Source organism: Chryseobacterium cucumeris (genome assembly GCF_016775705.1).
Taxonomy (GTDB): domain Bacteria; phylum Bacteroidota; class Bacteroidia; order Flavobacteriales; family Weeksellaceae; genus Chryseobacterium; species Chryseobacterium cupriresistens.
Window position 1 is genome coordinate 3,195,605 of the sequence record NZ_CP068760.1, and the last position, 14,234, is coordinate 3,209,838.

At 36.2% G+C, this 14,234-nt stretch carries 14 protein-coding genes; 7 read left to right on the forward strand and 7 right to left on the reverse strand.

The window, feature by feature from the left end:
• The first annotated feature begins 111 nt into the window (after positions 1-111).
• Entirely contained in the window at positions 112-672 is a 561-nt protein-coding gene (locus tag JNG87_RS14330) for a DNA-3-methyladenine glycosylase I (RefSeq protein ID WP_202838988.1), read from the forward strand.
• A 271-nt stretch (positions 673-943) separates the two neighbouring features.
• Here the strand turns inward: JNG87_RS14330 and JNG87_RS14335 are convergent, their stop codons facing one another.
• Entirely contained in the window at positions 944-1,309 is a 366-nt protein-coding gene (locus JNG87_RS14335) for a winged helix-turn-helix transcriptional regulator (RefSeq protein ID WP_202838989.1), read from the reverse strand.
• A 91-nt stretch (positions 1,310-1,400) separates the two neighbouring features.
• Between JNG87_RS14335 and JNG87_RS14340 the strand changes: the two genes are divergently transcribed.
• Positions 1,401-1,931, forward strand: coding sequence for an NAD(P)H-dependent oxidoreductase (locus JNG87_RS14340; RefSeq protein ID WP_202838991.1), 531 nt, complete (start codon positions 1,401-1,403; stop codon positions 1,929-1,931).
• Positions 1,932-2,023: 92 nt separating this feature from the next.
• Here JNG87_RS14340 and JNG87_RS14345 read toward each other — a convergent pair whose 3' ends face one another.
• Both JNG87_RS14345 and JNG87_RS14350 read right to left on the reverse strand, forming a co-directional pair.
• The gene (locus JNG87_RS14345) at positions 2,024-3,610 is read right to left on the reverse strand and encodes a patatin-like phospholipase family protein (RefSeq protein WP_202838998.1); all 1,587 of its coding nucleotides are present in this window, start codon (positions 3,608-3,610) and stop codon (positions 2,024-2,026) included.
• Positions 3,611-3,702: 92 nt separating this feature from the next.
• The gene (locus JNG87_RS14350; protein WP_202839000.1) at positions 3,703-4,602 is read right to left on the reverse strand and encodes a CorA family divalent cation transporter; all 900 of its coding nucleotides are present in this window, start codon (positions 4,600-4,602) and stop codon (positions 3,703-3,705) included.
• Between the two features lie 73 nt (positions 4,603-4,675).
• Between JNG87_RS14350 and JNG87_RS14355 the strand changes: the two genes are divergently transcribed.
• Together JNG87_RS14355 and JNG87_RS14360 are read left to right on the forward strand one after the other, a co-directional pair.
• On the forward strand, positions 4,676-5,698 hold the full coding sequence (locus tag JNG87_RS14355; protein WP_202839002.1) for a 3-oxoacyl-ACP synthase III family protein: 1,023 nt from the start codon (positions 4,676-4,678) through the stop codon (positions 5,696-5,698).
• 358 nt (positions 5,699-6,056) lie between these two features.
• Positions 6,057-6,764: a hypothetical protein gene (locus tag JNG87_RS14360; protein ID WP_202839004.1), complete on the forward strand. Its 708-nt coding sequence runs from the start codon at positions 6,057-6,059 to the stop codon at positions 6,762-6,764.
• Between the two features lie 78 nt (positions 6,765-6,842).
• Here JNG87_RS14360 and JNG87_RS14365 read toward each other — a convergent pair whose 3' ends face one another.
• Complete coding sequence (locus tag JNG87_RS14365) at positions 6,843-8,003, reverse strand: thioredoxin family protein (protein ID WP_202839006.1); 1,161 nt, start codon at positions 8,001-8,003, stop codon at positions 6,843-6,845.
• A gap of 277 nt (positions 8,004-8,280) precedes the next feature.
• Between JNG87_RS14365 and JNG87_RS14370 the strand changes: the two genes are divergently transcribed.
• Positions 8,281-9,912 carry an AraC family transcriptional regulator gene (locus tag JNG87_RS14370; protein WP_202839008.1) on the forward strand — a complete coding sequence of 544 codons (1,632 nt, stop codon included), beginning with the start codon at positions 8,281-8,283 and terminating at the stop codon, positions 9,910-9,912.
• A gap of 337 nt (positions 9,913-10,249) precedes the next feature.
• Here the strand turns inward: JNG87_RS14370 and JNG87_RS14375 are convergent, their stop codons facing one another.
• The 3 genes from JNG87_RS14375 to pruA all read right to left on the reverse strand — a co-directional run bounded on the left by JNG87_RS14375 (position 10,250) and on the right by pruA (position 12,992).
• Positions 10,250-10,450: a hypothetical protein gene (locus tag JNG87_RS14375; RefSeq protein WP_202839010.1), complete on the reverse strand. Its 201-nt coding sequence runs from the start codon at positions 10,448-10,450 to the stop codon at positions 10,250-10,252.
• Between the two features lie 292 nt (positions 10,451-10,742).
• Positions 10,743-10,964, reverse strand: coding sequence for a cytochrome C551 (locus JNG87_RS14380; RefSeq protein ID WP_202839012.1), 222 nt, complete (start codon positions 10,962-10,964; stop codon positions 10,743-10,745).
• Positions 10,965-11,366: 402 nt separating this feature from the next.
• Positions 11,367-12,992 (reverse strand): L-glutamate gamma-semialdehyde dehydrogenase, encoded by a 1,626-nt coding sequence (gene pruA, locus JNG87_RS14385; protein WP_202839020.1) that lies wholly within the window; start codon positions 12,990-12,992, stop codon positions 11,367-11,369.
• A gap of 405 nt (positions 12,993-13,397) precedes the next feature.
• On the opposite strand from pruA, the gene JNG87_RS14390 reads away from it, so the two are divergent.
• Together JNG87_RS14390 and ureA are read left to right on the forward strand one after the other, a co-directional pair.
• The gene (locus tag JNG87_RS14390) at positions 13,398-13,763 is read left to right on the forward strand and encodes a hypothetical protein (protein WP_202839022.1); all 366 of its coding nucleotides are present in this window, start codon (positions 13,398-13,400) and stop codon (positions 13,761-13,763) included.
• 157 nt (positions 13,764-13,920) lie between these two features.
• Positions 13,921-14,223, forward strand: a complete 303-nt coding sequence (gene ureA, locus JNG87_RS14395; protein ID WP_002977652.1) for an urease subunit gamma — start codon at positions 13,921-13,923, stop codon at positions 14,221-14,223.
• The last annotated feature ends 11 nt before the right edge of the window (positions 14,224-14,234 follow it).

The window sequence follows — 14,234 nt, forward strand, 5'->3', positions numbered from 1 at the left end:
CTTTTTTTACGGCTGTTAAATCTAAAAATTAAAACACTACTGACGAACAGTTGTCACAATCCTGCTTTATCTTTACAGTCAGAAAGTTTACAAAATAGAAAATATACAGAAATGAGTTACTGTTTAGCAATAGAAGGAATGCAGCCTGAGAGCAGAAAAGAACTGCACAAAAATTACCATGATAACCACTACGGATTTCCTATCCATGATGATAATGAATTGTTTGGAAGACTGATTCTGGAAATTAATCAGGCAGGATTAAGCTGGGAAACGGTTCTGAAAAAAGAAGACAGTTTCAGAAAAGCATATGACCAATTTGATATTCAGAAAATAGCAGATTATACAGAAGAAGACCGTGAAAGATTATTGAGTGATCCGGGAATTATAAGGAATAAGCTAAAAGTAAATGCTGCCATTGAAAATGCTAAAACAATTATTGAATTACAAAAGGAATTTGGATCCTTTGAAAAATGGCTGGAGCATCATCATCCACTGACTTTGCAGGAATGGATGAAGCTTTTCAAAAAAACATTCAAATTTACAGGTGGAGAAATTGTAAACGAATTTCTTATGAGCACCGGATATCTGAAAGGAGCCCATCATGAAACCTGTCCTGTACACTCGAAAGTATTGGCTCAAAAGCCTTTGTGGAAAGAGGTTGAGGGGAAGTAGAATACGACTTTCTTTCAATTAATAAGTCTGGATTCCTACAGAATGAACTATAGAATTGTTTGACATTATGCATACACTCAGTCATTCCGTAGGAATCCAGCTTCCGAAAATTAAGAATAGAAAAAGAAATTCCATTTTATATGTCAGCTGGTAGCTAGGGTTTTAAGCTCTGGCTCAAGCCCATTTCTATTGAATTGATCGATCAGATCATTTTTATGTACCTGTCTCCGTTGAGTGTAAGATCTTTGCAAAAATCTTTTAACCAAACCTTTTACTTGTTTTCCATAATCTGTTTATGCTCATTACCCCATTTTTCAAACTCAAGAATGATGGGCCTCAGCTTATAGCCGATTTCTGTAAGCTCATATTCTACCCGTGGAGGAACTTCGGCATATACGGTTCTGGTAATGATTTTGTCCTCTTCCAGCCTGCGGAGCTGGAGAGTAAGCATACGTTCAGTAATGTTCTGAAGCTTCTTTTTTAGTTCCCCGAATCTCATTTTCCCGTTGATAAGATAACAACAGATAGCCAATGCCCACTGTCCTCCGATAATATTGGAAGCATAGATTTCCGGACATTCATCAGCAAGTGCTTTTTTATTGGCAAAATTGGTTGAGGTTTCCTTTATTTTAGTCATTACTTACATTTTTTATAGTACCATACAATAGGTTGCTAATGTACGAAATGTAAGTAACGTGTTGTAATTTTGTGATCGAAATTTAAACATAATGAAAACATTAGTGATTGTGACGCATCCTGATATTGAAAAATCAGTGATCAATAAAAAATGGATCGACGAGTTAAAAAAATATCCTGAGAAATACACGGTTCATCAACTGTACGAAGCTTATCCTGATGGAAAAATCAATGTGGCAGAAGAGCAGAAGCTGATGGAATCGTATAACAAGATTGTATTTCAGTTTCCTTTTTACTGGTTCAGCAGTCCGCCGCTTTTAAAACAATGGCTGGATGAAGTGGTTTTGTATGGCTGGGCGTATGGAAGCAACAGCGGTTTCAAACTGGCCGGAAAGAAAATGACACTGGCTGTTACCGCAGGAATAGATGAAGATGGATATTCTGAAACAGGGGAATATAAATACACGATGAATGAACTTTTCCGACCTTATGAACTGACTTTCGATTATATAAAAGCCGATTATAAAGAACCTTTTGTGTATTATGGAATTGAAAGAGATTCTTCCGATGAATGGATCAACAGAAGTGTTCCGATGTATCTGGATTTTCTGGATAATTTATAACTGAATAAAAGTAAAGTTGAACTTGAATTAAAACGGGTTCAACTTACTTTTGTATGTATTTTTTTTAATACAAAGAAAAATACTTGAAATCTTTATCCCACCGTAGGCGTATCCTCTTCTTTGAGTATTTTTTTCTCCTTCATCGTAAGCATCATTCTTTCATATTTGTACTTTTCCCAATCAAATGTGTTGAGAAAATCAAGGGCAGCCTGAAAACCTCTGTTGAAGAGTTCTTCCTTTTCTTCTCTTTTCATAAAGAAATTCAGCCAGCTGCTGGTCCCACAGTTAACGGTCTGTATACTGTATAGCTTATAAAAAGTATGTTTGGTAAGGAATGTTTTATCATTAAACCCTTTCAGGGTACTGATGATATTCCCTGCGTAGCTGAACGGTGTTGTAAGGATTTCTTCACTGGTTTTTCCTTTTTCAGAATGAATGGCAGAATCACTGGTTAGCTGTACCCCAAAAAGAGGCATTCTCGGATAAAAAACTTCATCCGCGTGAAAAAGGTCAATAGGGAAGTTGGAGATACTGCCGCCATCAATGAAAACTCCTGCCGGATTTATATTTTCCGGTTGGGTATTCATCCAATACCTCCAGGCATATTTTACAGAATCATCGTTTCTGTTAATTTGTTTCTGGAAAGGTTCAAAGAAAAAAGGTACCGCCATAGAGGCTCTTACAAATTCAGCCGGGCTGATGTGTTTCAGTTCCTCTTCGGACCAGTAGAGATTGGCCATCGTAGGAAGTTCTACCTTAATTTTAGCATTGATATCAGTGGTAATAACCACATATTCTGAGGAAAGAAGGTAAAACGGATTGTTTTTATAATAATCATTATTGACGGCACTTTCATAGAAAATTCTGTACCGGGTCTGGTCAATGTGTTCCTGATTTTTGATTTTAATCTTTTCAATGCTTTGCAAAGCCATCTGATAATATTCCTGCCCGTTCCCATAGCGGTAGCTGAGATTAAGGTCTTTTTCTTTCTGAATGAATTTTTTATTGAGATCGGCAACTGTTTGTATTCCAAATTGATCCAGCGCATTTTGCATGGTATTCTGAAAAACATTTCCGGGATTCAGTCCGCTGTTTTCTTTTCTGAAATTATTATAAAGCTTTTTAATACAGAAAAAGAGAATGACAGCCGGAATCAATGGAATCAGGAACATCAGCTTGGCATTCAGGATTGTTGTGGGAGGAGCCAGAAAAGGAATGCTGAGCAGAATAATGAAAAGAATGACTGCAATGATGGCATTGATTTTAAAAAAATCTTTGTTGTTCAGCATCGCATGAAGAGTCGTTTTTACATAGGTTTTCCCATCCATAAAATCCGCAAAATTCCAGCTGAAAAGTATATCCTTGATCAGCTCACTTTTAGGTTCTTCTTTGGTTTTGCAGGCTGCAATAAGCATGGTATTAATAGCTCCGGCACTCGTTCCTGCTACTTTCAGAAAACGGATTCCGAATATTTCCAGACCATAAAGATAGCCTACCAGTGCACTTCCCCAGACACCGCCACCTTCCTGTACAAACTCTATATACTGATTACCGGACTGATCCAGAATATCAGAGAATTCTTTGGCAGTTATATTCCCGTGTAAGGCAAGCAATTTATCTTTTGATGCCTGTGAAAGAGAAGGATCTTCCAGAATTTTGTTGAGGTTTTCGGTAGTCATGGTATTTTGTTTTGAGGATGTGCCGGTAAAAGACAAAGATCATCAATTGGATTATTAAAATCTTTGTGCCTTTGTATTGATATAAAAATGAATCACCACTGTTTTCGCCTTACATAAATAAATGTACTGATTACTACAGTAGCCATCGCTCCCAATGTTATAAAATATCCATACTTATGATGAAGCTCAGGCATATTATCGAAATTCATCCCGTAAACTCCGGCAATGAAAGTGATTGGTAAAAAGTAAACAGAATAAATGGCCAACACCTTCATCACCTGGTTGGCTTTTTGGTCCGAAAGTGCCAGGAACATGGAAATAAGGTTGGTAATCTGAATGTTTAAATGATCAAAATCGGCAACTACATCCTTATGTTTATCTTTCAAATCGACAATTTCTGAGTCCTGTAAATTCAGCAGTTTAAATTTATCAATAGCATCCGTAGAGATTACCAGTACGCGGGAATTCAAGCCCGATTTTCGTTTCAGTTTGTAAAGACGGCGGATCTGGCTGGTATGATTCGTGTTTTTAAGAAAAATTTCATTTTCTATATTGTCCATCGTTTCGAACAGACTTAAAGATTCATCGTCAAAACTTTTCATAATTAAGATAGCAATCATCAGGGTGATTTGCTGAGGAGTAACATCTTCCTGAATCAGGGAGACTTTTTTCTTGGTCTCTGTGATACTTCTGGTTTTCATCCTGTGGATGGTAATAATGGTATTTTCAACCAGAAAAATCCCAATCTTGGTACTGATATCACTGATGGTATTCAAATTCTTTCTTTCCAGTTCGGTACTTTCACGGAGTAAAAAGAATTTTACATTCCCGTCTTCTTCATATTTCGGAAGGTGATTAGGATCCATCGTATCTTCCAGAAGAAGGTTGTTGATTTCATATCTTTCATGAAGAAATTTCAGGTCTTCTAAAGTAGGAGCCTCTACATCTACCCATTCGCACTGGGAGGTTCTGTATATCGTATCAATTGGCATAAAGTAAAAATACTAATATTTTGAAAAACTATGTGTTAAATAAGTTTTATCTTTGCCAAAATTAAAAAACTATATGATTAAAAGTACAATAAAAGGTGTGGGATTTTATGTTCCAGATAACGTTGTTACAAATGATGATTTAGCAAAACTAATGACTACCAATGACGAATGGATTACGGAAAGAACAGGTATCAAGGAAAGAAGACACAGAAAAAACAGATATGACTCTCAGGAAACCAGCGCTTATCTAGGTTTTAAAGCTGCAGAAAAAGCCATCCGCAATGCTGGTCTTACCTCAAAAGATATTGATTATATTGTTTTTGCAACGCTTTCACCGGATTATTACTTTCCGGGATGTGGTGTCCTGCTTCAGGACATGCTGGGATGTGATACGATCGGAGCACTGGATGTAAGAAATCAATGTTCAGGATTTGTATATTCTATGAGTGTGGCCAATGCATTCATCAAATCCGGTACTTATAAAAATATTCTTGTGGTAGGAGCAGAAGTTCATTCTTTCGGATTGGACTTTTCTGACGAAGGTAGAGGAGTTTCTGTTATTTTTGGTGATGGGGCAGGAGCAATTGTTCTTTCTGCATCAGAAGATGAGAATGCAGGAGATATTTTAGCAATGAATATGCATTCTGAAGGAAAATATGCTGACGATCTTTGTACCCAGTTCCCGGGTTCAAAATTCGGATGGAGCGACAGAATGAGAAAAGATCCTGAAAATGTAACGAACAAAGAAGTATATCCGATCATGAACGGAAACTTCGTATTCAAGCATGCGGTAACAAGATTCCCCGAAACCATGATGGAAGCTTTGAACAAAGCCGGAAAGACGGTTGAAGATCTTGATATGTTTATTCCGCACCAGGCGAACTTGAGAATTGCCCAGTTTGTACAGGAAAAATTCGGATTACCGGATGAGAAAGTCTTCAACAACATTCAGAAATACGGAAATACAACCGCTGCTTCTATTCCTATTGCTTTGAGTGAAGCGATAGAACAGGGAAAAATAAAAAGAGGTGACCTTGTACTTCTTTCAGCATTTGGAAGTGGATTCACCTGGGGGAGTGTTTTGTTTAATTTTTAATTTTTCATCATTTAATAAATTAGGCAGTTTTTTTAATTGATTTTATCTAATTGGTTGATTTTTAATTAATTGATTTAGGTAATGCATAACAAGACAAAATAAATCAAAAACCATAAACTTTAGTTTATGGTTTTTCTTTTGTAAAAGATTATATATTTTTTATTGTGATCATAGTAGTTGATTTTATTCTTTGCTTGTCAATATGTTGTATTTTTTTTTGTTGATTTTTAAACTTGCGAAGAGTATAGAACTTATAAGATATTTTATCATTTTTAATTGAGAATATTCATTATTATTAGGATGATTTGATTGTTTTTTCTTGTAATTTTACTTTTATTAAAAATTCTAAAAACAAAACATGAAAAACTATTTATTATCTGGGGCTTTTTTAGTTCCTTTATTTTCGTTTGCCCAAATTGGGATAGAAACTTCGACTCCTCAGAAAACTTTGCACGTTAACGGATCATTACAAGTGGTCAATGAAATCAATGTAGGAGGAAATGCCACAACAGCAGGTTCTGCAGGAACCACCGGTCAGATTTTAACTTCTAATGGACCAGCAGCCGCTCCTTCATGGCAAACCCTAAATACAATAAGCGGAACTATTAACGGCGCTTATTATGTACAGGGAACTACTACTGCCAGTGCTAATGCAGGACAAACAATAGATGTACCGGGAGTTACCTATACAGTAACTGTTCCGGCAGGAAAAACGCAAACCTTTTTGTTTACGATTATAGGTTATGCCCTTGATATATCCTCAGGAACAACTTCTCAGGGGGTTTTCACGCTTTTGCAGAATGGAACTAAAATTTCGTCTGCTTATGTCTCTAAAGCAGGTATTTTCTCTAATAGTGGTTTGTCGGGAGGATTAGTAAATATGCCTGTTCCTGTTACTTTTTTAAAATCTGTCAGCCTGTCTTCAGGAACATATACGTTCAAGGTTCAGTATGTTTCTTGGGTTGGTACAGCAAGTGTAAATGTAGTTCCTTCCACTTTTGCCGGATATAATGGTGATACCGAAGCAATGCTTACCAAGATGCAGATTCTGGTATATAATAATTAGAAATAAGCACTTTCTTAAAAAAACAAAACCCGCAGAACGGAAGTTCTGCGGGGTTTTGTTTTATGATTAGAATAACTCTTAAAGACTCTTCAATAATTTTTCTGTGTCTGTAGAATCCTGTCCTGTGCTTTTTGCCAGTTCAATAGACTTTTCAGCCCATATTTTTGCATTTTTCTTGTCACCTACCTTATTGTAAAGATTGGCTAAAGTATCTGTATTGGCAAAGTTCTGGTTTTTCTTTACAGATTCTTGCGCCCATGCAATGGCTTTTTCCAGAGAAGCTTTATTGCTCACATTTTCAAAGAAGTTCCATGCAAGAGAGTTCAGTTCTTCAGAACCTGCTGCAGAATAATCTTTGTAGATATCAAGGATCAGCTTTTCATACTCAGGAATATCTTTATTCTTTAAAGCCCTGTTTGCTTTCATTCTTTTTAAGATCTTGTCGGCCTCTTCTTTGCTTAGAAATTTCTGAGCTTCAGCCATAAAATAACTGTCATCCCATTTTTTAGTCTCTGCATTATAAGCTTTTTTAGAAATGGTATTCAGCTTGATATTTTTCTCAAACTTTTCGTATTTATCTTCCGGAAAGAACTTAACGATATCAGCCTTTTTATCCTGAAAAATTTTGTATAAAGGACTGTCTGTAGTCTGTACTCCTGAAAGAAGCATTTGGATATCTTCCTGATCTAAAATTGTTTTCTGCTGAAAGTAACGGTTAAGAACTTTCCCGGCAAACTCAGCATCGTTATACATAGTAAGGCCTGCAAGATTCTTTAAAAACTCAGGATCTTTTTCCCCTTTTTCAAACTGCTGTTTCAGAGAAGTCAGTCTTTTGTTTGGATCTTCCGCGTCTTTTGCAAACTGGATAAAGTCTTTTTCTTCCACATATCCTAAAGTTCTGTGTACAGCTTCACCATTTCCGTCAATAAACAGGTAAGTAGGAAATGCTTTTACATTATATTTTTTGGCCAGCTCAATTCCTTCTCCTTTTTCCATATCAATTTTAGCATTGATAAAGTGGGAATTATAGTAATCACCTACAGACTGAAGTGGGAAAATATTTTTAACCATCAGTTTACAAGGTCCGCACCATGAAGCATATGCATCAATGAAGACCAGTTTTTTTTCTTTTTTTGCTTTGGCAAGAATGGAGGCAAAATTGCCTTCTTCAAATTTAATTCCCTGTGCCCAGGCTAGGACCCCTATAAAGATTGAGGAAAGTATGGCTATTTTTTTCATAAAAACTTTTTATTCCATGCAAATGTAATAAATATGACGACACCTGAGCCGTCCATATTAAAAATAATTATACAGGAATTTTGGTTTTAAAACAGAAATCAGTTTATATTAAAGAAAACCATGTATTATTTCTGTCTTATTATTAAAATTAATACAAATTGATGTTTTTGGTTAAATGATTAAATTTCAATATAATATTTTAATAAAAAATAAAATATCACTAGTTTTGTAAAAAACAAAAAGACACTCCGTGAAATCAATGATGAATTATTATAAAATGAAAATAATAATTTGTTTTTCTATGCCTAAAAGTCTTTTGAAATTCTTGTTTTTGCTGATAACAGCAGTTCCCATATTCGCCCAGAAAAAAAATAGCTTTGATCTTATCTGTGAAAGGACTTCTTCTGTTACAGCCTATAAAGATTTACCCAAAGCCATTAAAACTGCAGATTCTCTCTATATGAAGGCACAAAAGCCTTCAGAGAAAATAAGATGTCTTATCCTTTCTTCAGAGCTGTACCATCATGCAGGTGAACTTAAAAAAGCAATCTGTTACAGTGAAAACGCCCATTCGGTAATCAATAAGATTAATGATCCTGAATGGATGGCTGTAGTAACCCGATTACTTGCGAGACAATATAGACAGGTAGGGTTATACGAAAGATCCAAAAAATATATTATAAAAGGGCTGCAGGCTTCAGCCCGGATCACCGATTTTCAGAAAAGTAATGAAGCCGCAGGACTGCTGAATCAGGAAATGGCCTTCTACGAAATGGAGATGGGGAATTATCCTAATGCCATACAGCATATCGAATCCTCCCTGAAATATTTTGAAAAGATCAATAGTTATAATGAAAACAGAACGGCAGCCGCGTCTTATCAACTATTGGGAGATGTCTATTTCAAGCTTAATAATTATTCTGTCTCTGAAGATTACTATAGAAAAGCTGAAGGATTGCTAAAAAAAGGAAGCTGTACGCTGGGATTGGTTTATAATGGCCTGGGAGGAATCCGTCTGAAGCAGAAAAACTGGAAAGATGCTGAACTGTATCTTAAAAAAGCAGAAAAAATTGCCGATACTTCCCGGAGCCTTAAGCTTAAAAAAGCAGTTTATTCCAATATTAATGATTACTATGAAGGGATTGGGGACAATTTCAAGGCTTCTTTATATGCAGTAAAATATGTGCGTGCCTATGACAGTATTGCAGCCCGCAATCAGAGTTTTGCCATAAAAGATTCTGAAAATCCCAAAGGAAAAGCTACCAAAAAAAATGGGCAGATGAATGGAGTGAAGAATGCGGCTATTGTCATTCTGTCCATTTCATTGGTTGGTCTGTTTCTTTTTATTAGAAGGAAACAGAAAAAACAGCGGTCAAAGCTTAGAAATATCATCAGAACTCAGTTGAACATGATCGGTAACAGGACACACTATCCTTTACAACAATCTGGTGATTTTGAGTTTTCCAATATTTTTGTGGAAGAAATTGATGAAAAAGACTCCGAGACAGACCGAAGAAGGAATGACTCTCTGATGACCCCGGAAACAGAGTCAAAACTACTGGAACTGCTTGAGGATTTTGAAAAAGGTAATCTTTATAACAATAAAGGCATGTCCCTTTCTTTTCTCGCCGGAGAATTGAACACCAATACAAAATATCTTTCTTATGTTATCAATCAGCATAAAAATGCAGATTTTAAAACGTATATCAATCGTTTAAGAATCAACTATATTGTAGACAAACTGATCAATGATGAGAGGTACAGACAGTATAAAATAAGTATCCTTGCTGATGAATGCGGATTTTCTTCCCACAGTAAATTTGCTGCGGTATTCAAGGCGGTCACAGACTATTCTCCATCAGCTTACATCAAATATCTGGATAGTGAAACCCGGTCAGATAAAAAATAGTCATTTTCCCGAAAATGATTAAAAACGGGCATTTTATCCAATTCTATATTGCTATTTTCACGAAAATGAACAACCTATTATTTTAAAGGAACCCTCTGCTATCATATCTTTGTAGCAGTTTCAAAGTACACAACAATTCTGTTACAGCTTATCACTTTTATTTCATTTCTGAACTAAGATCATTATAAGAGAAACTGCAAATCCCATTTTTTAACTTTTTAAGGAAATATTCTGACCAGAATATCTGCCATATCCTATAATCGGGGTTGATTGCCCGGTTTTTTTTCAGTCAAGTTTTTTTAAGTGCAAATCCACAGATGTCTGTGGATTTGTGATTTTATTTAACTTTCGTACTGTCGGTTTTTACTTTTGAAGAATCCGGGGAAGGGATTGAATTCGCTACAGCAGAATCTCCCATTCTGTTTCTTAAGGAATCTTTATTGTGAGCATCTTTATATTCCTCTCTTTTTTCTTTGTTTTGAGCACAGCTTCCAAGGAAAATAAGTCCAAGAACTGCTCCTATCCATAATTTTCTCATAATAGTTAATTTTTGATTGTTGATGTTAATCAAATATAAGGATTAAAAGATAAAAGATAAAAGATAAAAGATAAAAGATAAAAGATGTTCCTTTAAATATCTGGATTCAATAGGGGTGCTCTTTAGCCGCCATTAGAAATAATATAATCACCGGCTGTAGTCAGAAACCTGAAATAAGCATCATTTCAAGCCGAAATTTCATTGTTCATCCAACATTTCTGGTTATCCAATAAAAAAATCTGCAGCGCTTTCATCTGCAGATTTTCCATTTTAAATTAAACGTATATACATGTTATTTGACAGGAGACGTTGCCATAGAATCCCTTTTGATCTTGATTGTATCAGGATTCGTCATTTTTTTAGTCATCGTATCAGTAGTTGTAGGCGGTATACTTTTTTGGGTACTGTCTACTGTTGCTGAATCTCTGCTACTTGTTGACATTGTCGATTCTTTGGTTCCACAGCTCACTGCAAATATTCCTATTCCGACGGCTGTTAGCAATAACTTTTTCATATTATTTTATTTTGGGGTGTATAATAACAGAAAATCAATAATTATTCCTAACAGGACATTTAAAATCGTAAAATATCGGTAAAGTTTGTTAAAAGATGTTAGGTAGCAGGTAGCGGATTGTAGGGATGAGGAGTTAGGTATTAGGAGTTAGAGTGTTGGAGAGTAGGAGGGTTAGAGAGTTGTGGGGAATTGAGTATTGAATATCGAGTATTGAGTATCGGAGGAGTAAAAGTGTATTTCTGGATCCCCATAACTTTAAACCTTGAACTCTAATCCCCGCAACTCGCTTCCCGAACCTCGCATCCGCCTATCACCACAAAAAAGCCCCGAAACCGAAATTCCGGGGCTGTATTCAAAGAACAGACAACAATTACTCATTGCCTATTACTCATTATTTATTAATTATCCAAGGTATGGATATTTGTAGTTTTTAGGAGAAACAAAAGTTTCTTTTACGCTTCTTACAGAAACCCATCTTAGAAGGTTCATTTTAGAACCTGCTTTATCATTTGTTCCTGAAGCTCTACCACCACCGAAAGGCTGCTGTCCTACTACGGCACCCGTTGGTTTATCATTGATGTAGAAGTTACCTGATGCATTTTCTAAAGCTTTGTAAGCTTCAGCGATTGCGTAACGGTCTTGTGAGAACACAGAACCAGTCAATGAATAAGGAGATGTTGAATCTACAAGCTTCAACGTTTCTTTCCAGTCCTGATCTTCATATACGTAGATCGATAAGATTGGTCCGAAGATCTCTTCAACCATACTTTCGTAGTGAGGATTTGTAGTTTCAATTACTGTTGGGTGTACGAACCATCCTTTAGAATCATCATATTTTCCACCGATAGCAACAGTAGCTTCACCTGAAGCGTTTGCTCTGTCGATATATCCTTTACATTTTTCAAAAGAATTCTTGTCGATCACAGCGTTGACGAAGTTAGAAGTATCTTCCGGCGAACCGATTTTGATAGTGCTCATCTGAGCTTCCATTACTTTTTTCACATCAGCCCAAAGAGACTTAGGAATATAAGCTCTTGAAGCAGCAGAACATTTTTGTCCCTGGTATTCGAAAGCACCTCTTACCAATGCAGTAGCTACAGCTTCCACGTTAGCAGACGGGTGAGCAATAACGAAGTCTTTACCACCAGTTTCTCCAACAATTCTTGGATATGTTCTGTAGTTGTGGATATTATCACCGATCATTTTCCACATTCCCTGGAATACTTTTGTAGAACCAGTGAAGTGAAGACCTGCAAAATCCGGGTGAGCCAATATTTTCTCAGCAGTTTCTTTTCCGTCTGTAAAGATCATGTTGATAACCCCTGCAGGAAGACCCGCTTCTGTTAATACATCCATGATTACTTTTGCAGAATATACCTGCTTGTCAGAAGGTTTCCAAACCACTACGTTTCCTAACATGGCCATACAAGTAGGAAGGTTTCCGGAAATCGCTGTAAAGTTGAATGGAGTTACTGCAAAACAGAACCCTTCTAATGGTCTGTATTCAACGCGGTTCCAGATTCCGTTATCAGAAACCGGCTGCTCAGCATACATTTCTGTCATGAACTCTACATTGAATCTTAAGAAGTCGATGAACTCACAAGCAGAATCAATTTCAGCCTGGTGTACGTTTTTAGACTGCCCGATCATTGTTGCTGCATTAATCACATCTCTGTAAGGTCCTGCTAAAAGATCGGCTGCCTTTAAGAAAATTGCTGCACGCTGTTCCCAGCCTAGTTCATTCCATTCTTTTTTAGCTGCCAATGCCGCGTTGATAGCGTCATCCACATGCTGCATACCACCCTGATAGTAGAATCCGAAATCATGAGCATGATCCTGTGGAGACTGAAGCTGTACTTTTGTTTCAGTTTTTACTTCTTTTCCATTGATAATCATTGGGATTTCTACCTTTTCAGCCCACATTTTTTTATAAGTGTCGATAAGGCTTTTAACTTCCGGAGATCCCGGTTCGTATGAGTTTACAGGCTCGTTTACCGCTAATGGTACTTGCGAAATTGCTTTTGACATATTACGTTTTATTATTTTATTAAATTAATAAGATGTGTATACAAATTTACAATAATTATAAGGAAAGAAAAAATGCAGCCTTTTTTTGTCAGATAAACCAGAAAAAAGATCCGGTAATGTCATATACGTTTTTTTTGAGATTAATTTTTATTAAATTATGGTCTATTATGAGGATTCTTTAGGTTTTAGAAAAAAACACATCATTTTATTAGAATTATAGGAATTAAGACAATAAAACATTTGTCATAGTTTAAGAATTGCTGTTAATGGCTGTAAATAAATGGTTTATGTTACAATGTTAAAATTATATAAATTCACATTTGTTGCGATTTTGAACATTTTAAATAATTTTTTTGATAGCCTGAGGGATCAGATTGTTCTAATTTTACATCATTATTATCAGGTATGAAAAAAAGAGTATTATTTTTCTCTTTTGTGATATTTTTCTCAGCGTTGTGTGCAGGTCTTTTTGCACATAAAGGAAAAACTCAGGCATATTCTGATATCCTTTCAAAAATTCATCTTTTACAGCAGAAATCTGATCAGCAGACCCAGCCTGAACTCTATAGTTTTTCAGATGTGCAGGATGTGCAGGATTCCAACGACTGGGAGAAAGTAAAATTTGATTATTCAATACTTGCACAGAATTGGCTGCACTATTTCTTTGCAGGTTACACTTACAATACACAGGTTGCGGCTGTTCAAAACCGCGTTTATATTACGGCACCAAGATACATCCTGTATCACTGTCTGCAGGTAGCGGGCTGCTAATCCCTTTTCTTAATTTTTAATGATCCGTTGTGGTTTGTATTCATGTCAATACAGATCTGAAAACATCATTTCCCATTTTACATTTTTGAACATTTCTGTTTGCCTTTACGGAGAGGTGAACCGGATATTGTTTGTCCAATTTTAAATAAAAAATATTATGCACTTAACACCGAGAGAAACGGAAAAGCTTATGCTGTTTCTGGCAGGCGAACTCGCTCTGAAAAGAAAAGCAAGAGGCCTTAAATTAAACTACCCGGAATCCATCGCTCTGATCAGCCACTTTCTGCTTGAAGGCGCAAGAGACGGGAAAAAAGTAGCCGAACTGATGCAGGAAGGCGCTAATCTCTTAACTAAAGAGGATGTAATGCCGGGCGTTGCGGAAATGATCCACGATGTTCAGATTGAAGCAACCTTCCCAGATGGGACAAAACTGGTAACCGTACACAATCCAATCCGCTAATACTACTGATT